The 21,898-nt window shown below is 61.9% G+C and carries 22 protein-coding genes; 17 read left to right on the plus strand and 5 right to left on the minus strand.

Going from position 1 to position 21,898, the window contains the following annotated elements:
• Nucleotides 1-46: 46 nt before the first annotated feature.
• Together LQ249_RS01205 and LQ249_RS01210 are read right to left on the minus strand one after the other, a co-directional pair.
• Nucleotides 47-706, minus strand: coding sequence for an HAD family hydrolase (locus tag LQ249_RS01205; protein WP_079442550.1), 660 nt, complete (start codon nucleotides 704-706; stop codon nucleotides 47-49).
• On the minus strand, nucleotides 703-1,245 hold the full coding sequence (locus LQ249_RS01210) for a gamma carbonic anhydrase family protein (protein WP_017848994.1): 543 nt from the start codon (nucleotides 1,243-1,245) through the stop codon (nucleotides 703-705). Before LQ249_RS01210 ends, LQ249_RS01205 begins: the two co-directional genes overlap by 4 nt.
• A 54-nt stretch (nucleotides 1,246-1,299) precedes the next feature.
• Here LQ249_RS01210 and prlC point away from each other — a divergent pair, with 54 nt between their 5' ends.
• The gene (gene prlC, locus LQ249_RS01215) at nucleotides 1,300-3,399 is read left to right on the plus strand and encodes an oligopeptidase A (protein WP_169881584.1); all 2,100 of its coding nucleotides are present in this window, start codon (nucleotides 1,300-1,302) and stop codon (nucleotides 3,397-3,399) included.
• The gene (locus LQ249_RS01220; protein WP_046381548.1) at nucleotides 3,396-3,668 is read left to right on the plus strand and encodes a YheV family putative zinc ribbon protein; all 273 of its coding nucleotides are present in this window, start codon (nucleotides 3,396-3,398) and stop codon (nucleotides 3,666-3,668) included. The genes prlC and LQ249_RS01220 overlap by 4 nt, the downstream gene beginning before the upstream one ends.
• Nucleotides 3,669-3,675: 7 nt before the next feature.
• On the opposite strand, the gene LQ249_RS01225 is transcribed toward LQ249_RS01220, so the two are convergent.
• Nucleotides 3,676-4,362, minus strand: a complete 687-nt coding sequence (locus LQ249_RS01225; protein ID WP_046381547.1) for a tyrosine-protein phosphatase — start codon at nucleotides 4,360-4,362, stop codon at nucleotides 3,676-3,678.
• Nucleotides 4,363-4,643: 281 nt separating this feature from the next.
• Here LQ249_RS01225 and LQ249_RS01230 point away from each other — a divergent pair, with 281 nt between their 5' ends.
• The 6 genes from LQ249_RS01230 (at nucleotide 4,644) to LQ249_RS01255 (ending at nucleotide 12,227) form a co-directional block, all read left to right on the plus strand.
• Nucleotides 4,644-5,396 carry a gluconate 2-dehydrogenase subunit 3 family protein gene (locus LQ249_RS01230; protein ID WP_046381546.1) on the plus strand — a complete coding sequence of 251 codons (753 nt, stop codon included), beginning with the start codon at nucleotides 4,644-4,646 and terminating at the stop codon, nucleotides 5,394-5,396.
• 2 nt (nucleotides 5,397-5,398) lie between these two features.
• Nucleotides 5,399-7,183, plus strand: a complete 1,785-nt coding sequence (locus LQ249_RS01235; RefSeq protein WP_026140283.1) for a GMC family oxidoreductase — start codon at nucleotides 5,399-5,401, stop codon at nucleotides 7,181-7,183.
• Between the two features lie 12 nt (nucleotides 7,184-7,195).
• Nucleotides 7,196-8,506, plus strand: coding sequence for a c-type cytochrome (locus LQ249_RS01240; protein ID WP_232566128.1), 1,311 nt, complete (start codon nucleotides 7,196-7,198; stop codon nucleotides 8,504-8,506).
• Between the two features lie 70 nt (nucleotides 8,507-8,576).
• Nucleotides 8,577-9,635, plus strand: a complete 1,059-nt coding sequence (locus tag LQ249_RS01245; RefSeq protein WP_017849001.1) for a PA0069 family radical SAM protein — start codon at nucleotides 8,577-8,579, stop codon at nucleotides 9,633-9,635.
• 227 nt (nucleotides 9,636-9,862) lie between these two features.
• On the plus strand, nucleotides 9,863-10,594 hold the full coding sequence (locus LQ249_RS01250; RefSeq protein ID WP_017849002.1) for a carbonic anhydrase: 732 nt from the start codon (nucleotides 9,863-9,865) through the stop codon (nucleotides 10,592-10,594).
• An 85-nt stretch (nucleotides 10,595-10,679) separates the two neighbouring features.
• A complete protein-coding gene (locus LQ249_RS01255; RefSeq protein WP_079442554.1) occupies nucleotides 10,680-12,227 on the plus strand; it encodes a SulP family inorganic anion transporter in 1,548 nt (515 codons plus the stop codon).
• A gap of 69 nt (nucleotides 12,228-12,296) precedes the next feature.
• On the opposite strand, the gene LQ249_RS01260 is transcribed toward LQ249_RS01255, so the two are convergent.
• Nucleotides 12,297-12,944, minus strand: a complete 648-nt coding sequence (locus LQ249_RS01260; protein WP_046381543.1) for a hypothetical protein — start codon at nucleotides 12,942-12,944, stop codon at nucleotides 12,297-12,299.
• Nucleotides 12,945-13,312: 368 nt separating this feature from the next.
• On the opposite strand from LQ249_RS01260, the gene coxB reads away from it, so the two are divergent.
• The 4 genes from coxB to LQ249_RS01280 are packed head-to-tail and all read left to right on the plus strand — an operon-like array spanning nucleotide 13,313 to nucleotide 17,606.
• Nucleotides 13,313-14,440 carry a cytochrome c oxidase subunit II gene (coxB, locus tag LQ249_RS01265; RefSeq protein WP_057004943.1) on the plus strand — a complete coding sequence of 376 codons (1,128 nt, stop codon included), beginning with the start codon at nucleotides 13,313-13,315 and terminating at the stop codon, nucleotides 14,438-14,440.
• 58 nt (nucleotides 14,441-14,498) lie between these two features.
• The gene (ctaD, locus tag LQ249_RS01270; RefSeq protein WP_017849006.1) at nucleotides 14,499-16,088 is read left to right on the plus strand and encodes a cytochrome c oxidase subunit I; all 1,590 of its coding nucleotides are present in this window, start codon (nucleotides 14,499-14,501) and stop codon (nucleotides 16,086-16,088) included.
• A 43-nt stretch (nucleotides 16,089-16,131) separates the two neighbouring features.
• Entirely contained in the window at nucleotides 16,132-16,683 is a 552-nt protein-coding gene (locus LQ249_RS01275) for a cytochrome c oxidase assembly protein (protein WP_026140285.1), read from the plus strand.
• 35 nt (nucleotides 16,684-16,718) lie between these two features.
• The gene (locus LQ249_RS01280) at nucleotides 16,719-17,606 is read left to right on the plus strand and encodes a cytochrome c oxidase subunit 3 (RefSeq protein WP_017849008.1); all 888 of its coding nucleotides are present in this window, start codon (nucleotides 16,719-16,721) and stop codon (nucleotides 17,604-17,606) included.
• A 6-nt stretch (nucleotides 17,607-17,612) separates the two neighbouring features.
• Here the strand turns inward: LQ249_RS01280 and LQ249_RS01285 are convergent, their stop codons facing one another.
• A complete protein-coding gene (locus LQ249_RS01285) occupies nucleotides 17,613-17,816 on the minus strand; it encodes a twin transmembrane helix small protein (protein WP_017849009.1) in 204 nt (67 codons plus the stop codon).
• A gap of 32 nt (nucleotides 17,817-17,848) precedes the next feature.
• Between LQ249_RS01285 and LQ249_RS01290 the strand changes: the two genes are divergently transcribed.
• Genes LQ249_RS01290 through LQ249_RS01310 form a run of 5 tightly spaced genes read left to right on the plus strand, consistent with a single transcriptional unit; the run spans nucleotide 17,849 to nucleotide 21,781 of the window.
• Nucleotides 17,849-18,613 carry an SURF1 family protein gene (locus LQ249_RS01290; protein WP_046381542.1) on the plus strand — a complete coding sequence of 255 codons (765 nt, stop codon included), beginning with the start codon at nucleotides 17,849-17,851 and terminating at the stop codon, nucleotides 18,611-18,613.
• Nucleotides 18,579-19,172: a hypothetical protein gene (locus LQ249_RS01295; RefSeq protein ID WP_057004956.1), complete on the plus strand. Its 594-nt coding sequence runs from the start codon at nucleotides 18,579-18,581 to the stop codon at nucleotides 19,170-19,172. Before LQ249_RS01290 ends, LQ249_RS01295 begins: the two co-directional genes overlap by 35 nt.
• 10 nt (nucleotides 19,173-19,182) lie before the next feature.
• Nucleotides 19,183-20,262, plus strand: coding sequence for a COX15/CtaA family protein (locus tag LQ249_RS01300; protein ID WP_017849012.1), 1,080 nt, complete (start codon nucleotides 19,183-19,185; stop codon nucleotides 20,260-20,262).
• Entirely contained in the window at nucleotides 20,250-21,149 is a 900-nt protein-coding gene (cyoE, locus tag LQ249_RS01305) for a heme o synthase (protein ID WP_046381540.1), read from the plus strand. Before LQ249_RS01300 ends, cyoE begins: the two co-directional genes overlap by 13 nt.
• Nucleotides 21,146-21,781: an SCO family protein gene (locus LQ249_RS01310; RefSeq protein ID WP_017849014.1), complete on the plus strand. Its 636-nt coding sequence runs from the start codon at nucleotides 21,146-21,148 to the stop codon at nucleotides 21,779-21,781. The genes cyoE and LQ249_RS01310 overlap by 4 nt, the downstream gene beginning before the upstream one ends.
• The last annotated feature ends 117 nt before the right edge of the window (nucleotides 21,782-21,898 follow it).

The following is a 21,898-nucleotide window of genomic DNA, read 5'->3' on the forward strand; positions in this document are numbered from 1 at the left end:
GTACACGGATCAAAATGTGGGAGGGAGCTTGCTCCCGATAGCGCCCTCAAGGCCGCTGCAAAAACGCCTGATGCATCTGCGCCAGCGTCTCGAAATGCCAGGTCGGCGCTTCGGCACTCAGCTCTTCGAAACTGCCGAACCCATACCCGACCGCCGCCGAATCCAGCCCATTGCTGCGCGCCCCGATCAAGTCATGCTTGCGGTCGCCGATCATCAAGGTGGTGGCCGGGTCCAGGCGTTCTTCGCGCATCAAGTGGGCGATCAGCTCGACCTTGTTGGTGCGCGTGCCGTCCAGTTCGCTGCCGTAGATCACCTTGAAGTGCTTGGCAAAATCGAAATGACGGGCGATCTCGCGGGCAAATTCCCACGGCTTGGAGGTGGCCACGTACAGCTGACGCCCCTGGCTGTTGAGGGCTTCGAGCAGCGGCATCACCCCGTCGAACACGCGGTTTTCATACAAACCGGTGACTTTGAAGCGTTCACGGTAGAAATTCACCGCTTCCCAGGCCTTGGCTTCGTCGAAGTCGTAGAACTGCATGAAGGCTTGCAGCAACGGGGGGCCGATGAAATGTTCCAGTTGGGTGATGTCCGGCTCGTCGATACCGAGTTTGCCCAGCGCGTACTGGATCGAACGGGTAATGCCCTCGCGCGGGTCGGTCAGGGTGCCGTCCAGGTCGAACAGTACGGTTTGATGGTGCAGAGTCATTGATCGAATCCCTCGGCCAGGTGCAGGTCTTTGAGCTTCACGTAGTTCGCGGCGCTGTAGGTGAAAAACGCGCGTTCCTTGTCAGTCAGTTCGCGGATCTGTTTAACCGGGCTGCCGACGTACAAGAAGCCGCTTTCAAGTCTCTTGCCCGGCGGCACCAGGCTGCCGGCACCAATGATCACGTCGTCTTCGACCACGGCGCCGTCCATCACGATGCTGCCCATGCCGATCAGGATGCGATTACCGACGGTGCAGCCGTGCAGCATGACTTTGTGGGCGATGGTCACGTCGTCGCCGATCAGCAGCGCAAAACCATCGGGATTGAACGGCCCGGCGTGGGTAATGTGCAGCACGCAGCCGTCCTGCACGCTGGTGCGCGCGCCGATGCGGATGCGGTGCATGTCGCCGCGGATCACCGTCAGCGGCCAAACCGAGCTGTCGTCGCCGATTTCGACATCGCCGATCACCACCGCCGAAATATCGACAAAAGCCCCGGCGCCCAGGGTTGGCGTGTGGTTCTGATAGGTGCGAAGGGTCACGATAGCCTCTCTCTCTTCTGCTGATAGCTGCGGTGGACGTTGATTGTAATTAAGATGGCCCCATCTTTGTTCTTACATGTTTCTTCAGCCAAGGTGCCAACCGTGAGCGCGAACAACCCTCTTCTGCAGCCCTACGACCTGCCGCCGTTCTCGGCGATCCGTGCCGAGCACGTTCAGCCGGCCATCGAACAGATCCTCGCCGACAACCGGCTTGCCATCGAAGGCATCCTGCAAAGCCAGGGGAAAAATCCGACGTGGGCCGGCCTGGTGCTCGCCATGGATGAGCTGAATGATCGCCTGGGTGCCGCCTGGAGCCCGGTCAGCCACCTCAATGCCGTGTGCAACAGTGCCGAACTGCGCGAAGCCTACGAGGCATGTCTGCCGGCGTTGAGCGCCTATTCCACCGAGATGGGCCAGAACCGCGAACTGTTCCAGGCCTTCGAAGCCCTGGCCAGCAGCCCGGAAGCCGGCGGTTTCGATGTGGCGCAAAAAACCATCCTGGAACACTCGCTGCGCGATTTCCGCCTGTCGGGTATCGACCTGCCGCCCGAACAGCAAAAACGCTACGCCGAAGTGCAAAGCAAGCTTTCCGAACTGGGCAGCAAGTTCTCCAACCAGTTGCTGGACGCGACCCAGGCCTGGACCAAACACGTCACCGATGAAGCCACCCTCGCCGGCCTGACCGACTCGGCCAAGGCGCAAATGGCCGCCGCGGCCCAGGCCAAAGGCCTCGACGGTTGGCTGATCACCCTGGAATTCCCCAGCTACTACGCGGTGATGACCTACGCCCAGGACCGCGCCCTGCGCGAAGAAATCTACGCAGCCTATTGCACCCGAGCGTCGGACCAAGGCCCGAATGCCGGTCAGAACGATAACGGCCCGGTCATGGAACAGATCCTCGACCTGCGTCAGGAACTCGCCCAACTGCTGGGCTACGCGTCCTTCTCGGAATTGAGCCTGGCCACGAAAATGGCCGACTCCAGCGACCAGGTGCTGAGCTTCCTGCGCGACCTGGCCAAGCGCAGCAAGCCGTTTGCCGCCCAGGACCTGCAGCAGCTCAAAGCCTACGCCGCCGAACAAGGCTGCGCCGACCTGCAAAGCTGGGACAGCGGTTTCTACGGTGAAAAACTGCGTGAGCAGCGCTACAGCGTGTCCCAGGAAGCCCTGCGCGCCTACTTTCCGATCGACAAGGTGCTTGGCGGCCTGTTCGCCATCGTGCAGCGTCTGTATGGCATCGAGATCGCCGAGCAGAAGGGCTTCGACACCTGGCACCCAGACGTGCGGCTGTTCGAAATCAAGGAAAACGGCCAGCACGTCGGCCGCTTCTTCTTCGACCTGTACGCCCGCGCCAACAAGCGTGGCGGCGCCTGGATGGACGGCGCCCGCGACCGTCGCCGCACCATCGACGGCGTGCTGCAAAGCCCGGTGGCCAACCTGGTGTGCAACTTCACCCCGGCCGACAGCGGCAAGCCTGCCCTGCTGACCCACGACGAAGTGACGACGCTGTTCCACGAATTCGGCCACGGCCTGCATCACCTGCTGACCCGTGTCGAGCATGCCGGCGTGTCCGGCATCAACGGCGTGGCCTGGGATGCGGTGGAATTGCCGAGCCAGTTCATGGAGAACTGGTGCTGGGAGCCGGAAGGCCTGGCGCTGATCTCCGGCCATTATGAAACCGGCGAGCCGCTGCCCCAGGACCTGCTGGAAAAAATGCTCGCGGCGAAGAACTTCCAGTCCGGCCTGATGATGGTGCGCCAGTTGGAGTTCTCGCTGTTCGACTTTGAATTGCATGCCACCCATGGCGATGGCCGCAGTGTGGCGCAGGTACTCGAAAGCGTGCGCGACGAGGTGTCGGTGATGCGTCCGCCGGCCTATAACCGCTTCCCCAACAGCTTCGCGCATATCTTCGCCGGTGGTTACGCCGCGGGTTACTACAGCTACAAGTGGGCTGAAGTGCTGTCGGCCGATGCGTTCTCCAAGTTCGAAGAAGACGGCGTGCTCAATGCCGAAACCGGACGTGCTTTCCGCGAGGCGATCCTGGCCCGTGGCGGTTCCCAGGCGCCGATGGTGTTGTTTGTCGATTTCCGCGGGCGTGCGCCGTCGATTGACGCACTCTTGCGCCACAGCGGCCTGAGTGAGGACGCAGCAGCATGAGTGACGTACCAGTGATTACCAAAAAGCAATTCATCGCCGGGGCTGTCTGCCCGGCGTGCAGCGAGCCGGACAAGTTGAAGATGTGGACCGAGGACAGCGTGCCGCATCGCGAATGCGTGGCCTGCGGCTATACCGACACCTTGAATGATCAAGGTTTGTCAGTGCCCAAGGAATTGGGCACGCGGGTCAACACCTCGGCGCTCAAAGCGCCGGACCCGACGGTGCAGTCGGTGCAGTTTTTTCCTAATCCCAAGCTGAAGAAAGACTGAGACCCTGTCAGGGGGTTGTCAGCGTCAGCGTGCTTTTCTGAGGTTCGACATGGCTGTTGCCGGCTGTGTTGAACCAGCTTTTCACCGAGCACAGGGCAAACGCGCTGGTGCTGCAATCGCCATTGGCCAAGGCTGTGCGCAACTTGTCGATATCGGCCTTCATCATGTAGCGAACGCCGTCCTTGAAGCCCTTGCTGCTGCCGAAGCCGCCCAAGGTCATTTCGTTCAACGCCTCTTCCTTGCTCCAGCCCTGAACCACCACGCGATACATCGCCGCCATCAGGCCGGTGCGGTCTGAGCCATGCTTGCAGTGCATCAGCACTGCACCGTTGGCTTCGGAGTCGCGGATCGCCCTCAGTGCGGCCAGCACGTCAGCGTCATCGACATGATTTGTGCGATAAATCAGCTGAATCTGTCGGATATCAGAATTTTTTAGCCAGCTGTCGTCGGACTCCGGCAGAAAGTTGATCACCGTGCCGACCTTGAGTTTTTCCAGCAGAGGCACGGCATTGCTGTCCGGCAGCGCGCTGCGGTAGAGGGTGGGCGTCATCTGGTGCAGGTTGTATTGATTGCCGACCGGCTGCGCCCATTCGGGGGAACGCAGGGATGTGCTGTCGTCCGCCCAGGTGTGAGCGCTGGTGAACAGTGCCAGGAACGCAAGGCCGAGGGCCGGTAGCCATTGATGATTGAACATGGGCGACGTAACCGATAGGGGGTTGGCGGGTGATGCCAAGAGTCGGCCAGGCGCGGTCAATGGGGTGTGAGGGGCGCGTCAAAGAATTGTGAATCACCGTCGATGGTGCAGTTTTGACGCTGAATCGATTCTCTTTATACTTAGCCTGCTATCATTTGTAACTATTGATTGCCGCTACGTTCTATCTGCTTGGATCGGTGGGGTCCACCTTGCTGCTGCCAAACCACAAGCTGCTCCTAGAAGCGGCTGATAAACCCGTGACCACATGATGAGGTACACCCATGTCTGATCAAGATCAAGACAACCCCCGGCGTGACTTTTTGCGCAAATCCTTGACCTTGATCCCGGTGGTCACGGTTGCCAGCACCGGCCTTGGCGGTTCGATGCTGATGGCCGCGCCCGCACCGGCCCAAGCCAGCCCCGCTCCGCCGCCGGTCAGCGACAAGGCGTATGAGCCGAGCTATTTCAGCGCCGAAGAATGGGCATTCATCAACGCCGCCGTGGCGCGCCTGATCCCGGCCGATGCCCAAGGCCCTGGCGCCCTGGAAGCCGGTGCGGCGGAATACATCGACCGCCAGATGAACACGCCCTACGCCAGTGGCGCGCTGTGGTTCATGCAAGGTCCGTTCAACGCCGACGCCGCGCCGGAAATGGGCTGGCAGAGCAAGTTGGTACCCAAGGTCATCTATCGCCTGGGCATTGCCGCGACGGATGCCTGGTCGAAAGCGTTCAACGGCAAGGCTTTTGCTGCGCAAGACAGCGCTACCCAGGATGACATGCTGCGCCGCCTGGAGGCTGGCGGTAGTGAGGTGAGTGCCCATTTCGACGCGGTGCCGCCGAAGATGTTCTTCAATTTGCTGCTGCAAAACACCAAGGAAGGCTTCTTCTGCGATCCGATCCACGGCGGCAATAAAGGCCTGGTCGGCTGGACCATGATCGGCTTCCCCGGCGCCCGCGCCGACTTCATGGATTGGGTGGAGCGCAACGAGCAATACCCCTTCCCGGCGGTTTCCATTCGCGGCGAGAGGGCATAAACGTGGCGACCATCATGAAAAAAGTGGATGCGGTGATCGTCGGCTTCGGCTGGACTGGCGCGATCATGGCCAAGGAACTGACGGAAGCGGGCCTCAACGTGGTAGCGCTAGAGCGCGGCCCGATGCAGGACACTTACCCGGACGGCAACTATCCCCAGGTCATCGACGAATTGACCTACAGCGTGCGTAAAAAACTCTTCCAGGACATCTCCAAGGAGACGGTGACAATTCGCCATAGCGTGAATGACGTCGCCCTGCCCAACCGTCAGCTCGGCGCCTTTTTGCCGGGCAACGGCGTCGGCGGTGCGGGGCTGCACTGGTCGGGTGTGCATTTTCGCGTCGACCCTATCGAGTTGCGCATGCGCAGCCACTACGAAGAGCGCTACGGCAAACATTTCATTCCCAAGGACATGACTATCCAGGACTTCGGCGTCAGCTATGAAGAGCTGGAGCCGTTTTTCGACTACGCCGAAAAAGTCTTCGGCACCTCCGGCCAGGCCTGGACCGTCAACGGTCAGTTGGTCGGCGAAGGCCGTGGCGGCAACCCGTATGCGCCGGATCGTTCCAACCCGTTCCCGTTGGAGGCGCAGAAGAACACGGTGTCGGCGCAGCTGTTTCAGAAAGCAGCCACGGCAGTCGGTTACAAACCCTACAACCTGCCATCAGCCAATACCTCGGGGCCATACACCAACCCCTACGGCGCGCAGATGGGCCCGTGCAACTTCTGCGGTTTTTGCAGTGGCTACGTGTGCTACATGTACTCCAAGGCGTCGCCGAACGTGAACATCCTGCCAGCGTTGCGCCAGGTGCCGAACTTCGAGCTGCGGCCGAATTCCCACGTACTCAAGGTCAACCTCGACAGCACCAAGAGCAAGGCGACCGGCGTGACCTATATCGACGCCCAGGGGCGGGAATGCGAGCAGCCGGCCGATTTGGTGATTCTCGGCGCGTTCCAGTTCCATAACGTGCGCTTGATGCTGCTGTCGGGGATCGGCAAGCCCTACGACCCGATCAGCGGCGAAGGCGTGGTAGGCAAGAACTTCGCCTACCAGAACATGGCGACCATCAAGGCCTTCTTCGACAAGGACACCCACACCAATAACTTTATCGGTGCTGGCGGCAATGGCGTGGCCATCGATGACTTCAACGCCGACAACTTCGACCACGGGCCCCATGGCTTCGTCGGGGGCTCGCCGATGTGGGTCAACCAGGCCGGCAGTCGGCCGATCGCCGGCACCTCCAACCCACCCGGTACTCCGGCGTGGGGCAGCGCCTGGAAGCGTGCCACCGCTGATTACTACACCCATCAGGTGTCGATGGATGCCCACGGCGCGCATCAATCCTACCGCGGCAACTACCTCGATCTGGACCCGGTGTACCACGATGCCTACGGCCTGCCGCTGCTGCGCATGACCTTCGACTGGCAGGAAAACGACATCAAGATGAACCGCTTCATGGTCGAGAAAATGGGCAAGATTGCCGAAGCGATGAACCCCAAGGCCATTGCCGTGCTGGGCAAGAAGGTCGGTGAGCATTTCAATACCGCGTCCTATCAGACCACCCACCTCAACGGCGGTGCGATCATGGGTACCGACCCGAAAACCAGTGCGTTGAACCGCTACCTGCAGTGCTGGGATGTACACAACGTGTTTGTCCCCGGTGCGTCCGCTTTCCCACAAGGTCTAGGTTACAACCCTACCGGCCTGGTGGCGGCGTTGACCTACTGGTCGGCGCGAGCGATTCGTGAGCAGTACCTGAAAAATCCCGGCCCACTGGTTCAGGCATAAGGAACGATGACCATGAAAGCACGTGTTATCGCCTCCTTCGCGGCGTCCCTGGCGTTGCTCGGCAACTGCTCGGTGAGCGCCGCCGACGCCGACCTGATCAAGCAAGGCGAATACCTGGCCCGCGCCGGCGACTGCGTCGCCTGCCACACTGCCAAGGGCGGCAAGCCGTTCGCCGGCGGCCTGCCGATGGAGACCCCCATCGGCGTGATCTATTCCACCAACATCACCCCGGACAAGACCGGCCTGGGCGCCTACAGCTTCGCGGACTTCGACAAGGCCGTGCGCCATGGCGTTGCCAAGAGCGGCAGTACGCTTTACCCAGCGATGCCCTATCCGTCTTACGCTCGCGTCAGTGAAAGCGACATGCAGGCGCTGTATGCGTACTTCATGAAGGGCGTGGAACCGGTCGCCCAGGAAAACCGGGCCAGTGACATTCCCTGGCCTTTGAGCATGCGTTGGCCGTTGGCGGCGTGGCGCTGGATGTTTGCCCCGCCCGTGGCGGATACCCCGGAAGTGGCGGGCGCCGATCCGGTGATCAGCCGTGGCGCTTACTTGGTCGAGGGCCTCGGCCACTGTGGCGCGTGCCATACGCCGCGGGCGCTGACCATGCAGGAAAAAGCCTTGAGTGCGGCCGACGGCAGCGCTTTTTTGTCCGGCAGTGCGCCGCTGGAAGGTTGGATCGCGAAAAGCCTGCGTGGCGACCACAAAGACGGCCTCGGCAGTTGGAGCGAAGAGCAACTGGTGCAATTCCTCAAGACCGGCCGCAGTGATCGCAGCGCGGTGTTCGGCGGCATGAGCGATGTGGTCGTCCACAGCATGCAGTACATGTCCCAGGACGACCTGACCGCGATCGCCCGCTACCTCAAGAGCCTGCCGGCGGTGGACCCTCAAAACCCGCCGCACCAGTACGACAAGCAGGTGGCCGAAGCGCTGTGGAAAGGCGATGACAGCCGGCCGGGCGCGTCGGTGTATATCGACAACTGCGCCGCCTGCCATCGCACCGACGGTCATGGCTACACGCGGGTGTTCCCGGCGCTGGCGGGCAACCCGGTGGTGCAGACGGCGGATGCCACGTCGCTGATCAACATCGTGTTGAACGGCGGCACTTTGCCGGCCACCCACACTGCGCCGTCCACCTTCACCATGCCGGCGTTTGCCTGGCGTCTGTCGGACCAGGAAGTGGCGGATGTCGTCAGCTTCGTGCGCGGTAGTTGGGGTAATAAAGGTGCTGCGGTGAAGGCCAGTGACGTGGCCGACCTGCGCAAGAACGACATGCACACGACGTCAGGCGACGACCTGGGGCAAGTCACGCAACCGCACTGACCGCCAAACGGCACTGGTCATCCAGCTTGCGCCCATATACTGTATATAAAAACAGTATAGGGGCGTTTTCATGTCTGCACCTCTGCCGCCCCGTGGCCGGGGCACGGCGACCAACCTGCACAATCGTTTCGCGCCCACCGTCAGCGTGGTCGAGGACGACGGCTGGTACCAGGAGGTGCCGCCGACCCAGGGCACCGAAGTGCGTATCGAAACGGCCAAGACCATCATCACGCGCAACAACTCGCCGGACTTGCCGTTCGATCGCTCGATCAATCCCTATCGCGGGTGTGAGCATGGCTGCATCTACTGCTATGCGCGGCCCAGCCATGCCTATTGGGACCTGTCGCCGGGGCTGGATTTCGAAACCAAGCTGATCGCCAAGACCAACGCCGCCGACGTGCTCGAACAGCAGCTGTCCAAGCCCGGCTACGTGTGTGCGCCGATCAACCTGGGTTCCAACACCGATCCGTACCAGCCGATCGAGCGCGAGTACAAGATCACCCGGCAAACCCTCGAAGTGCTGCTGCGCTATCGGCACCCGGTGACCATCATCACCAAGGGCTCGCTGATCCTGCGCGATCTCGACCTGCTCACCGAACTGGCGCGCCAGCGGCTGGTGGCGGTGATGATCAGCCTCACCAGCCTCGACGACGAACTCAAGCGCATCCTGGAACCGCGCACGGCGGCGCCCAAGGCCCGGTTGCGGGCGATCCGGGTGATGCGCGAGGCCGGTATCCCGGTGGGGGTGCTGTGTTCGCCGATGATCCCGATGATCAACGACAGCGAGCTGGAGAGCCTGCTCACCGAAGCCCATGCAGCCGGTGCACAAAGTGCCGCGTATATGATGCTGCGCCTGCCGCTGGAGGTGGCGCCGCTGTTCGAGGAGTGGCTGGCGGCGCATTACCCGCAGCGCGCGGCCCATGTGATGAGCCTGGTACGCCAGGTGCGGGGCGGGGGCGTGTATGACAGTCGCTTCGGCGTGCGTATGCGCGGAGAGGGGCCGTTTGCCGACCTGCTGGCGCAGCGCTTCAGCAAGGCAATCAAGCGCCTTGGGCTCGACCGTCGGGAAGGCTTCAATCTGGATTGCACGGCGTTCTGCCCACCGGGCAGGCAGATGGCGTTGTTGTAGACTATTGGGCAAACACGCACCGTGATCGTAGAGGTGGTCGCGTTTTGACATCACTGAAACCCGCGATCTAGAGCGGTTGATTCAGTTTGAGTTAAGTTTCGACGGCTACTTTGTTCAGCGAGTGACTGACGAGTTGGCACCCGGCTTTGCGGCGTTCTAAAACTATTCCATCGGCCCGGCGTCGAATTGACCTGAACCCTCCCCTGCATTAATCAAGAGGATGAATCATGAGTGACAAGGATAAACAGCCGTTGGCTGCGTCGGCTTCAGCCGCTCAAGTGGCGGAGTCCGCCGATGCAGCGCTAAAGCACATCGTTGACGGCTTTTTGCATTTCCATCACGACGTCTTCCCTCAGCAAGAAGAACTCTTCAAGAAACTCGCCACGGCCCAGAACCCTCGGGCGATGTTCATCACCTGCGCCGACTCGCGCATCGTGCCCGAGCTGATTACCCAGAGCTCGCCCGGCGACCTGTTCGTGACCCGTAACGTCGGCAACGTGGTGCCACCTTACGGGCAGATGAACGGCGGCGTTTCCACGGCCATCGAATACGCGGTCCTTGCCCTGGGCGTGCAGCACATCATCGTGTGCGGGCACTCCGACTGCGGCGCGATGCGCGCGGTGCTCAACCCCGCGAGCCTGGAGAAGATGCCGACGGTCAAGGCCTGGCTGCGGCACGCCGAAGTCGCCAAGACCATGGTTCACGACAACTGCGACTGCGCCAATGAAGGCGAGAGCATGAAGATGCTGACCGAAGAAAACGTCATCGCCCAGTTGCAGCATTTGCGCACCCACCCGTCCGTGGCCTCGCGCATGGCCAATGGTCATTTGTTTATCCATGGCTGGATCTACAACATCGAGACCAGTGAAATCCGCGCCTACGATGCGGAAAAGGCGGCGTTTCGACCGCTGAACGGCACCGAGCCAATCCCCTCCGCGACGCCTAAAGCGCGCTTCTAACACACTTCCCTGCCGGGTAAAGCGGTGGCTGCCATGGATGCAGCCAGGCTTTGCCGCGCCCGGCGAATGCCTCGGGAGAGTCATCATGCGTGCTGCTCAATTAAAAGCTGTGTTGCCTCGGGAGCTGCTGGCCTCCGTGGTAGTGTTTCTGGTCGCCCTGCCCTTGTGCATGGGGATCGCGATCGCTTCCGGCATGCCGCCGGCCAAGGGCCTGATCACCGGGATCATCGGGGGCCTGGTGGTGGGCTGGATGGCGGGGTCGCCGTTGCAAGTCAGCGGGCCGGCGGCGGGGTTGGCGGTGTTGGTGTTCGAACTGGTGCGCCAGCACGGCATGCCGATGCTCGGGCCGATCCTGCTGCTGGCCGGCTTGCTGCAACTGCTGGCCGGGCGTTTGCGCCTGGGCTGCTGGTTTCGTGTCACGGCGCCGGCGGTGGTCTACGGCATGTTGGCGGGGATCGGCGTGCTGATTGTGCTGTCGCAGGTCCATGTGATGCTCGACGGTGCGCCCCAGCCATCAGGGCTGGACAACCTGGCGGGCTTCCCGGCCGCGTTGGCAGCGGCGGTGCCTACCCTGGGCGGCGGCCTTGGCTGGCAGGCCGGTTTGCTGGGGCTGTCGACCATGTTGGTGATGTACCTGTGGGATAAGTTCCGCCCGCAACCGCTGCGGTTTGTGCCGGGCGCCTTGTTGGGTGTGGGCCTGGCAACGCTGGCCAGCTTGGTACTGGCGTTGCAGGTCAAGCGCGTGGAGGTGCCGGAAAACCTCGCCGACGCCATCGATTGGCTGCGTCCCAGCGACTTGCTGAACCTGGCCGATCCCCAATTGTTGATCGCCGCGTTCGCCGTGGCGTTTATCGCCAGTGCCGAAACCCTGCTTTCGGCCGCCGCAGTCGACCGCATGCACAGTGGCCAGCGTTCTGACTTCGATAAGGAATTGTCCGCGCAAGGCGTGGGCAACATGCTCTGCGGCCTGGTCGGCGCCTTGCCGATGACGGGTGTGATCGTGCGCAGCTCGGCCAACGTGCAGGCCGGCGCCACCACGCGCTTGTCGGCGATGTTCCATGGCGTGTGGCTGCTGGGGTTCGTGCTGTTGCTGTCGAGCGTGCTGCAAAGCATTCCGGTGGCGAGCCTGGCGGGTGTGCTGGTGTACACCGGGATCAAGCTGGTGGACGTCAAGGCGTTCCGCGCGTTGGGCCGCTACGGGCGGATGCCGATGTTTACCTACGCGGCCACGGCGCTGGCGATCGTCTTTACCGACCTGCTGACCGGCGTGCTGGTGGGTTTCGGGCTGACGTTGCTGAAACTGGCGTTCAAGGCTTCGCGCCTGAAAATCAGCCTGATCGATTTGCCCGGCCACGGTGAAATGGAATTGCGTTTGAGCGGCGCGGCGACTTTTCTGAAAGTGCCGGCATTAACCCGGGTGCTGTCGACGGTGCCGGCGGGAAACACCCTGCATGTACCGCTGAACAACCTCAGTTACATCGACCATTCTTGCCTGGAGTTGCTGGAGGAGTGGGGTCGGGCCAATGCGGCCAAGGGCGCAAAGCTGGTGATCGAGGCGCGGGGGTTGAAGCGTCGCTTGGAAGGTCGGGTGCGGACCACGACGAGGATCGGTTCGGCGCCGTTTACCAACTGACGGAACCGGATCAAAAATGCGGGAGGGGGCTTGCCCTCTCCCGCATGTGTTTAGCGTCAGGTCGAAGATTCAGGCCTGCTGATCCAGTTCCAACTCAATGCCCAACTTGCGCGACAGGCACGGCCAGCGCTTCCACGCTGCTTCCGTTGCCAGGCTTTTGAGCTGCTCGCGGTAGGCCTCGACCGATTCCAGCGCAAAGCTGTCTTCGCTGAGCATTTTATCTACCGCATGGTGTACGGCTTCGTCCAACTGGTTGGCAAAGGTTTCACCGATCAGTTGATGGGCAATCAGATTGGCCACGGTGGTGTCCGCTGGAATCAACGGTTGGCCGAAATGCGTGATGTACAGGTCATTGACCTCTTCGACCAGGCGATGGGCCAGATAGGCCTCGTCCAGCAGGCCGTCGAGACCGATATGGCCCGCCAGAATCGCGGGCGGTTGCAGAAAAAACTGCTCGGCAATCTTCAGCACCGGCTTGACCTGGCTTTCGATACCGGCCTCGCGGGCTACGTCGTTGGCGGCGTCCAGCAGGTCTGGGACGAGGTCGACGTAGGCAGTGACAAAGCGTGTCATGACGAGGTTACGATCACCCTCCGCCAGGGTAATGGCCGAATGCAGGTGCGGTAATTGTTTCTCGAGTTGCTGGGCCAGTTGGCCGGTGCTGGCTTCGTGTTGATGGGCAAGGGAAATCTGCTCGCGCAATGCGGCGGTGTTCATGAAAGCTCCAGTGAAGCAGGCGTAGGAAAAGGGAAAGGACAAGGTAGTTCGTTTATACAAGCGTCTAAGACGCATTTGTCATAATTATTTCATGGTTATGCGCCGCTGTTATATCGAATTGCCATCGTTCGTCGGATAAACGATTCCGCCCCCCGGTCTTATGGGCCCCGTCCGTCTGTTTCAGCTCATTTGCCCCTGCACATTGCGGGGTGGCAGGTGCTGTCTATACTCGGTTTTGTACGCGATTAGCTGATGACGCCAGACTGCATAAGCAGGTGAGGCTAAGCGGTTGTAAGCAGTATGGAAGCCGCTCCCTTCGACGCAGGTGCACACCGGCGGGATAACAAGAACGATAAGGGGAACCCGCAATGACGCGACATCCACATGTTTGGATGGGCCTCCTGTTGTGGTCAGTATTCGGTCAGGCGCATGCCGCCTGGACAACGAATATGGCGCCAGGGGCGACAGAAGTCAGTCACGCCGTGTTCGACCTGCACATGACCATTTTCTGGATCTGTGTAGTGATCGGCATTGTCGTATTTGGCGCGATGTTCTGGTCGATGATCCTTCACCGCCGGTCTACGGGCCAGGTGGCCGCCAAGTTCCACGAAAGCACCACCGTGGAAATCCTCTGGACCGTAGTGCCCTTGCTGATCCTGGTGGCGATGGCCATTCCGGCGACCAAGACTCTGATCAACATCTACGACAGCACGGAATCGGACATCGATATCCAGATCACCGGCTATCAGTGGAAGTGGCATTACAAATACCTCGGCCAGGATGTGGAGTTCTTCAGCAACCTGGCTACTCCCGCCGAGCAGATCCACAACAAGGCCACCAAAGGCGAACATTACCTGCTGGAAGTCGACCAGCCGCTGGTGCTGCCGGTGGGCGCCAAGGTGCGTTTTCTGGTGACCGCCGCGGACGTGATCCACTCCTGGTGGGTGCCGGCCTTTGCGGTCAAGCGCGATGCCATCCCCGGTTTCATCAACGAGGCCTGGACCCGTATCGAGAAGCCCGGCATCTACCGGGGCCAGTGCGCCGAACTGTGCGGCAAGGACCACGGCTTCATGCCCATCGTGGTCGAGGTCAAGTCCAAGGCCGACTACGACACCTGGCTCGGCGAGCGCAAGGCCGAGGCCGCTCAGCTCAAGGAGCTGACCTCCAAGGAGTGGACGCTGGACGAACTGGTCGCCCGTGGCGACAAGGTCTACCACACCACCTGTGTGGCCTGTCACCAGGCCGAAGGCCAGGGCCTGCCGCCGATGTTCCCGGCACTCAAAGGCTCGCCGATCGCCACCGGAAGCAAGGAAGACCACCTGCACCGCGTCTACTTCGGCAAGCCCGGCACCGCCATGGCCGCCTTCGGCAAGCAACTCTCGGAAGTGGATATCGCCGCGGTGGTGACCTACGAGCGCAACGCCTGGGGCAACAACAAAGGCGACATGGTCACGCCCAAAGACGTGCTGGCTCTGAAACAGGCGGAAAGCAAATGACTCACTTCATTGCGAATGCGCTGAACCGCCCCGCCCACTCGTTTGCAGGAGAACGGCCATGAGCGCTGTGATCGATGACCATGGCCACGCCAGTGACCATGCCCACGGCCCCGCCAAGGGTTTGATGCGCTGGGTGCTGACCACCAACCACAAAGACATCGGCACGATGTACCTGTGGTTCGCCTTCACCATGTTCCTGCTCGGCGGCTCGTTCGCCATGGTGATCCGCGCCGAGCTGTTCCAGCCCGGCCTGCAGATCGTCGAGCCGGCGTTCTTCAATCAGATGACCACCATGCACGGCTTGATCATGGTGTTCGGCGCGGTGATGCCGGCGTTCGTCGGCCTGGCCAACTGGATGATCCCGCTGATGATCGGCGCGCCGGACATGGCCCTGCCGCGCATGAACAACTTCAGCTTCTGGTTGCTGCCGGCGGCGTTCCTGCTACTGGTCTCGACCCTGTTCACCCCGGGTGGCGGGCCGAATTTCGGCTGGACCTTCTACGCCCCGCTCTCCACCACCTACGCCCCGGAAAGCGTGACGTTCTTCATCTTCGCCATCCACCTGATGGGCATCAGTTCGATCATGGGCGCGATCAACGTGGTCGCCACCATTCTCAACCTGCGCGCACCGGGCATGACCCTGATGAAAATGCCGCTGTTCGTGTGGACCTGGCTGATCACCGCCTTCCTGCTGATCGCGGTGATGCCGGTGCTGGCCGGCTGCGTGACGATGATGCTGATGGACATCCACTTCGGCACCAGCTTCTTCAGTGCCGCCGGCGGTGGTGATCCGGTGTTGTTCCAGCATGTGTTCTGGTTCTTCGGCCATCCCGAGGTGTACATCATGATCCTGCCGGCCTTCGGCGCCGTCAGCTCGATCATCCCGACCTTTTCGCGCAAACCGCTGTTTGGCTACACCTCGATGGTCTACGCCACGGCGAGTATCGCGTTCCTGTCGTTCATCGTGTGGGCGCACCACATGTTCGTGGTCGGCATTCCGCTGGTGGGCGAGTTGTTCTTCATGTACGCCACCCTGCTGATCGCCGTCCCGACGGGGGTGAAGGTGTTCAACTGGGTCAGCACCATGTGGCAAGGCTCGCTGACGTTCGAGACGCCGATGCTGTTTGCGGTGGCGTTCGTGATCCTGTTCACCATCGGCGGTTTCTCCGGCTTGATGCTGGCCATCGCGCCGGCAGACTTCCAGTACCACGACACCTACTTCGTGGTGGCGCACTTCCATTACGTACTGGTGCCTGGCGCAATCTTCGGCATCTTCGCCTCGGCCTACTACTGGCTGCCGAAATGGACCGGTCACATGTACGACGAAACCCTGGGCAAGCTGCACTTCTGGCTGTCTTTCGTGGGCATGAACATGGCGTTCTTCCCGATGCACTTCGTCGGGTTGGCCGGCATGCCGCGTCGGGTGCCGGACTACAACCTGCAGTTCGCCGACTTCAACATGGTCTCGTCCATCGGCGCGTTCATGTTCGGTGCCACGCAGATCTTCTTCCTGTTTATCGTGATCAAGTGCATCCGCGGCGGCCCGCCAGCACCGGCCAAGCCGTGGGACGGCGCTGAAGGCCTGGAGTGGAGCGTGCCCTCGCCCGCGCCGTACCACACCTTCACCACGCCACCGGAGGTCAAATGAACCGGCTTCCACAAATCCCCTCCCACACTGTCGGGTGATCGCCATGGCTGACTCCGTGCCACTCAAGCGCCTGGTCACCCGCCTGTTGATCCTGGTGCTGGCGATGTTCGCCTTCGGCTTTGCCCTGGTGCCGATCTACGACGTGATGTGCAAGGCGTTCGGCATCAACGGCAAGACGGCCGGGCAGTATGAGGGCGAGCAGATCGTCGATCCGTCGCGCCAGGTGCGGGTGCAGTTCCTGTCCACCAATGCCATCGACATGGTCTGGGAGTTCCATTCCAAGGCCGATGAGATCGTGGTCAACCCCGGCGCGGTCAACGAAATGCTCTTCGTGGCCTACAACCCCAGCGACAAGCCGATGACCGCCCAGGCGATCCCGAGCATTTCCCCGGCTGAAGCGGCGATGTACTTCCATAAGACCGAGTGTTTTTGCTTCACCCAGCAAGTGCTGCAACCCGGTGAGCGCATCGAAATGCCGGTGCGCTTCATTGTCGATCGCGACATGCCCAAGGATGTGAAGCATTTGACCCTGGCGTACACGCTGTTTGATATCACCGCGCGCCAACCGCCCGTGGCTGTCCATAGCGGCGGCTAGCTACTGTTTGCCCGCTCAATCAGGAGAGCGAATACATGTCGACTCATGATACGTACTACGTACCAGCGCAAAGCAAATGGCCGATAATTGCTACGGTTGGCCTGCTGATCACCGTGTATGGCCTGGGCGTGTGGTTCAACGACCTGAAGGCTGCGCGCCCGGAATCCCACGGGCCGTGGATCTTTTTCGTCGGTGGCCTGTTGCTGGCCTACATGCTGTTCGGCTGGTTCGGCGCGGTGATCAAGGAAAGCCGCGCCGGGTTGTACAGCGCGCAGATGGACCGCTCGTTCCGCTGGGGCATGACCTGGTTCATCTTTTCCGAAGTGATGTTCTTCATCGCGTTCTTCGGTGCGCTGTTTTATGTGCGGCATATGTCGGCGCCGTGGTTGGCGGGCGAAGGCTCCAAAGGCATCGCGCATATGCTGTGGCCGAATTTCGAGTTTGTCTGGCCGCTGCTCAACAACCCCGATCCCACGCTGTTTCCCGCGCCCGAAGGCACCATCAGCCCGTGGGGCCTGCCGTTGGTCAACACCATCCTGCTGGTGAGTTCCAGCGTGACCATCACCATCGCCCACCATGCGCTGCGCAAAGGCCATCGCGGTGCGCTGAAGCTCTGGCTGGCGATCACGGTGCTGCTGGGCCTGGGGTTTCTTGGGTTCCAGGCCGAGGAATACATCCACGCCTACAAAGAGCTGGGCCTGACGTTGGGCTCCGGCGTGTACGGCGCGACCTTCTTCATGCTCACCGGTTTTCACGGGGCCCACGTGACCATCGGCACGATTATTTTGTTCGTGATGCTGATGCGTATCTTGCGCGGGCACTTCAATGCCGAGCACCAGTTCGGTTTCGAGGCGGCCAGTTGGTATTGGCACTTTGTGGATGTGGTCTGGATTGGCCTGTTTTTCTTCGTGTATGTGCTGTGAGGCGCGCTACCAAGGCGCATGCGACACCAACTGGCCGCTGAAAAAGCCCCAGGCGATCAACGCCACGGTGATCACGGCCAGTACGACACGCACGGTCAAGGCGGTGACGAGGCGGTTGGAGTGGCCCTCGTCCTTGACCAGAAAGAACAAGCCACTGAACAGGCTCGCGACGGTCGCGATCAGCATCAGGGCAATGGCGGCTTTGAGCATGGTCTGGCTCCAGGGCTTATAGGGGAGGGGCGATGAAATCCAGTATAGCCAGTGCCATCCAGCGCTTTCGCCCCGGTATCGCGCCGACGTTGGTGGTGCTCGTGTTGCTGCCGCTGATGGTGGGCCTGGGGTTCTGGCAACTGTCGCGCGGCCATGAAAAACAGCTGATGGTGGACAGCTATGCCGAGCGCCGCGCCGCTGAGCCGGTGGGCAGTGCGCAACTCGACAGCATGGCTGATCCGGCCTTCCGTCGCGTGCATCTGCGCGGCCAATTCGACGGCGAGCACAGTGTGTTGCTCGACAACCGCATGCGTAATGGCAAGGCCGGCGTCGAGCTGCTGCAACCGTTTCACGACCAGGCCAGCGGCTTGTGGCTGCTGCTCAATCGCGGCTGGTTGCCCTGGCCGGATCGGCGCGCGCCGCCCGTCTTCAGCACGCCGGAACAGCCGGTGAATCTTGACGCCTGGGTGTATGTCGCGCCCGGCGAAACCTTCCAGTTGCACGCCGACCCGGCGACCACGCACTGGCCGCGCCTGCTCACCGCGCTGCATCCGGCCACGCTGTGGGCCGAGCTGGGGCGCAGCGGTTTTGCCTACGAACTGCGCGCCGAAGCCGGCCCCGGCACCTACGAAACCACCTGGCCCATCGTTGCCATGGGCCCGGAAAAACACCTGGCCTATGCGGTGCAATGGTTCGCCATGGCGCTGGCGCTGCTCAGCCTTTACCTCTACCTCGGATGGCACAACGCAAAGGAGAAGCACCATGGGAGCGGCCATGAATCCACTCAACATGTCTGATGCGCCAGCGACGCCCGACCGGCGCAAAGGCCGCTGGCAACTGATCCTGATCCTGCTGATGGTGATCGGCCCGATGGCGCTCGCCACCTTTATGTACAAGCTGCAGTTCTGGGTGCCGGACAGTCGCAGTTACCACGGCGAACTGATCGGCAACGGCCAGACCCGCGCCGATATCGGCGTGCAGGCGGACGAACAGCGCTGGCAGTTGCTCGTCACCGCGCCCAGCGCCTGCGCCGCCGAGTGCCGGCAACTGGTGTACCTGGCGCGGCAGCTGCAGATCGGCCTTGGCCGCGATGCGTCCCGGGCCAGTCATGCCCTGGCCAGTGCGCAGCCGGTCGGCGCCGATTACGAGGCCAGGCTCAAGGCCGAATACCCGCAATTGCAACGCTACCCGCTGGACCTGACGACCTTCGGCAAAGCCGCTGCCGCACCGGGCGAGGCGCAACTGTGGATCGTCGATCCCCACGGCAACCTGGTGCTGCGCTACGACACGACGGTCAAGGGCAAGGACTTGCTCAACGACCTGCGCCAGTTGTTGAAACTGTCGAACATCGGATAAGGGCATCGTTATGGCCAAACCTGGATTTCGCCTCGCGCTGTTTGCCACCTTGCTGGCGCTGATTGTCGTATTGCTCGGCGCCTATACGCGCCTGACCCACGCCGGCCTGGGTTGTCCGGATTGGCCGGGCTGCTACGGCTTTATCAGCGTGCCGCAAAGCGACGCCCAGTTGGCCCATGCCGAGCTGCATTTCCCGGACACGCCGGTGGAGGCCGACAAAGGCTGGAGCGAGATGGTCCATCGTTACTTTGCCGGCACCCTGGGCCTGCTGATCGTGCTGCTGGCGGCGCGCTCGTGGCGGCATCGGCGCGACCCCGGCCAGCCGGTGAAGTTGCCGCTGTTCCTGTTGGCGGTGGTGTTCGCCCAGGCGGCGTTCGGTATGTGGACGGTGACGCTCAAGCTCTGGCCGCAAGTGGTGACCGGGCATCTGTTGGGCGGCTTTGCGACCTTGAGCCTGTTGTTTCTGCTGACCCTGCGCCTGTCCGGTGTGCTGCCCGCGCTGATCGTGCCCAAGCGCCTGCAATATTGGGCCACCGCCGGCCTGGTGCTGGTGATCGGCCAGATCGCACTGGGCGGCTGGGTGAGTTCCAACTACGCGGCGGTGGCCTGTATCGATTTGCCCACCTGTCACGGCCAGTGGTGGCCGGCGGCGGACTTTGCCAATGGCTTCCACCTGACCCAGCACATCGGCCCCAATTACCTCGGCGGCCAGCTCGACAGCGACGCGCGCACGGCCATTCACCTGACCCACCGCATCGGCGCGCTGCTGGTCACCCTGGTATTGCTGGGCCTGGCCTGGCAGCTGCGCGCGGTGGGCATGACCCGGCTCGCGGGCTTGCTGCTGATCGCCCTGGCGGCACAGATCGGCCTGGGCCTGAGCAACGTGTATTTCCACCTGCCGCTGCCGGTGGCGGTCGGTCACAACGCCGGTGGCGCAGCCTTGTTGCTGACCCTGGTACTGGTCAATTACCACGCCCGTACCAGCCTGGTCCGGGTGCGCCGCCAGATGCCGTTCGGCTGGCGCTTCAGCCCGCGTAAACACGTATCGGGCCTTATCACCCTCAAAGGAGAGATGCCATGGCGACCTTGATCGGTGCGCGTCACGGCCAGGCGATCTGGCGTGACTACCTGGAGCTGACCAAGCCGAAAGTGGTGGTGCTGATGCTCATCACCTCGCTGGTGGGCATGTTCCTCGCCACCCGCGCCGGGGTGCCGTGGGCGGTGCTGATCTTCGGCAATCTGGGGATCGCCCTGTGTGCCGGTGGCGCGGCGGTGGTCAACCATGTCGTCGATCGGCGCATCGATACGCTGATGGCGCGCACACAAAAGCGCCCGATCGCTCAAGGGCGTGTATCGCCCGGGGCGGCGCTGGCCTTTGCTTTGTTTCTGGCTGTTGCCGGGTTGGCGCTGCTGCTGGCGTTCACCAACCCGCTGGCGGCCTGGCTGACGCTGGCTTCGTTGCTCGGTTATGCGGTGATCTACACCGGCTTTCTCAAGCGCGCGACGCCGCAGAACATCGTCATCGGTGGCCTGGCCGGCGCGGCGCCGCCGCTGTTGGGCTGGGTTGCGGTCACCGGGCATGTCAGCGCCGAGCCGCTGCTGCTGGTGCTGATCATCTTCGCCTGGACCCCGCCGCACTTCTGGGCCCTGGCCATTCACCGCAAGGAGGAATACGCCAAGGCCGATATTCCGATGCTGCCGGTCACTCATGGCGAGCACTACACCAAGGTGCATATCCTGCTCTACACCTGCGTCCTGCTGGCGGTGAGCCTGATGCCCTACGTCATCCATATGAGCGGCCTGCTGTACCTCGGATCTGCGCTGGTGTTGGGTGCACGCTTTCTGCAATGGGCCTGGGTGCTGTACCGTGGCGCTCAGCCGCACGCGGCGATCAACACGTTCAAGTACTCTATCTGGTACCTGTTCCTGCTGTTTATCGCCCTGCTTGTAGACCACTACTTACTGTTGAACCTATGACCCGAACTCAAAAAACTGTCTTCATTCTGGTGGCCATTGTCGCGTTGATCATGGGCCTGACCGTCAACAAAGTGCTCTCGGGCAAGGGCCAGGGCGACCCGACCGCCTTGATCGATGCCGGCATCATCCTGCTGCCGCAAAGCCGCCAATTGCCGCCGGTGACCATGACCAACCAGGACGGCCAGCCGGTGCTGGTCAACGAGTTGAAGGGTAAGTGGAGCCTGCTGTTCTTCGGCTACACCTTCTGCCCGGACATCTGCCCCACCACCCTCGCCCAACTGCGCCAGATCAAGAGCGAGTTGCCCAAAGAGGCTGTGGATAAGTTGCAGGTGATCCTGGTCAGCGTCGACCCGAACCGCGACACGCCGACTCAGCTCAAGCAATACCTGGGCTATTTCGACCCGCAATTCGAAGGCCTGACCGGCGCGAATGTGGACGATGTGCAGAAGGTGTCGAACGCGGTGAGCATCCCGTTCATTCCGGCGGACACGACCAAGCCGAACTACACGGTCGACCACAGCGGCAACCTCGCGCTGATCGGTCCGGATGGCACCCAGCGTGGGTTCATTCGTGCGCCGCTGAACAACCAGAAGCTGGTGGCGCAGTTGCCAGGGCTGTTGCAGCGCAAATAACAGGCAACACAAAACACAGGTGGGAGGGGGCTTGCTCCCGATAGCGGTGGGTCAGTCAACGTATGCATCGACTGAACTGCCGCTATCGGGAGCAAGCCCCCTCCCACATTGTTTGAT

The sequence above is a fragment of the Pseudomonas sp. 7-41 genome (genome assembly GCF_021233075.1).
Taxonomy (GTDB): Bacteria; Pseudomonadota; Gammaproteobacteria; order Pseudomonadales; family Pseudomonadaceae; genus Aquipseudomonas; species Aquipseudomonas veronii.

Excerpts from the sequence above, each read along its gene's own strand:
- LQ249_RS01300 (WP_017849012.1), top strand. The coding sequence starts at position 19,183 with ATGGCCAAACCTGGATTTCGCCTCGCGCTGTTTGCCACCTTGCTGGCG.
- LQ249_RS01245 (WP_017849001.1), top strand. The coding sequence starts at position 8,577 with ATGTCTGCACCTCTGCCGCCCCGTGGCCGGGGCACGGCGACCAACCTG.
- LQ249_RS01310 (WP_017849014.1), top strand. The coding sequence starts at position 21,146 with ATGACCCGAACTCAAAAAACTGTCTTCATTCTGGTGGCCATTGTCGCG.
- prlC (WP_169881584.1), top strand. The coding sequence starts at position 1,300 with ATGGCCCCATCTTTGTTCTTACATGTTTCTTCAGCCAAGGTGCCAACC.
- cyoE (WP_046381540.1), top strand. The coding sequence starts at position 20,250 with ATGGCGACCTTGATCGGTGCGCGTCACGGCCAGGCGATCTGGCGTGAC.
- LQ249_RS01255 (WP_079442554.1), top strand. The coding sequence starts at position 10,680 with ATGCGTGCTGCTCAATTAAAAGCTGTGTTGCCTCGGGAGCTGCTGGCC.
- LQ249_RS01260 (WP_046381543.1), bottom strand. The coding sequence starts at position 12,944 with ATGAACACCGCCGCATTGCGCGAGCAGATTTCCCTTGCCCATCAACAC.
- LQ249_RS01225 (WP_046381547.1), bottom strand. The coding sequence starts at position 4,362 with ATGTTCAATCATCAATGGCTACCGGCCCTCGGCCTTGCGTTCCTGGCA.
- LQ249_RS01280 (WP_017849008.1), top strand. The coding sequence starts at position 16,719 with ATGTCGACTCATGATACGTACTACGTACCAGCGCAAAGCAAATGGCCG.
- LQ249_RS01295 (WP_057004956.1), top strand. The coding sequence starts at position 18,579 with ATGGGAGCGGCCATGAATCCACTCAACATGTCTGATGCGCCAGCGACG.
- coxB (WP_057004943.1), top strand. The coding sequence starts at position 13,313 with ATGACGCGACATCCACATGTTTGGATGGGCCTCCTGTTGTGGTCAGTA.
- LQ249_RS01275 (WP_026140285.1), top strand. The coding sequence starts at position 16,132 with ATGGCTGACTCCGTGCCACTCAAGCGCCTGGTCACCCGCCTGTTGATC.
- LQ249_RS01220 (WP_046381548.1), top strand. The coding sequence starts at position 3,396 with ATGAGTGACGTACCAGTGATTACCAAAAAGCAATTCATCGCCGGGGCT.
- LQ249_RS01230 (WP_046381546.1), top strand. The coding sequence starts at position 4,644 with ATGTCTGATCAAGATCAAGACAACCCCCGGCGTGACTTTTTGCGCAAA.
- LQ249_RS01205 (WP_079442550.1), bottom strand. The coding sequence starts at position 706 with ATGACTCTGCACCATCAAACCGTACTGTTCGACCTGGACGGCACCCTG.
- LQ249_RS01285 (WP_017849009.1), bottom strand. The coding sequence starts at position 17,816 with ATGCTCAAAGCCGCCATTGCCCTGATGCTGATCGCGACCGTCGCGAGC.
- LQ249_RS01240 (WP_232566128.1), top strand. The coding sequence starts at position 7,196 with ATGAAAGCACGTGTTATCGCCTCCTTCGCGGCGTCCCTGGCGTTGCTC.
- LQ249_RS01290 (WP_046381542.1), top strand. The coding sequence starts at position 17,849 with ATGAAATCCAGTATAGCCAGTGCCATCCAGCGCTTTCGCCCCGGTATC.
- LQ249_RS01250 (WP_017849002.1), top strand. The coding sequence starts at position 9,863 with ATGAGTGACAAGGATAAACAGCCGTTGGCTGCGTCGGCTTCAGCCGCT.
- ctaD (WP_017849006.1), top strand. The coding sequence starts at position 14,499 with ATGAGCGCTGTGATCGATGACCATGGCCACGCCAGTGACCATGCCCAC.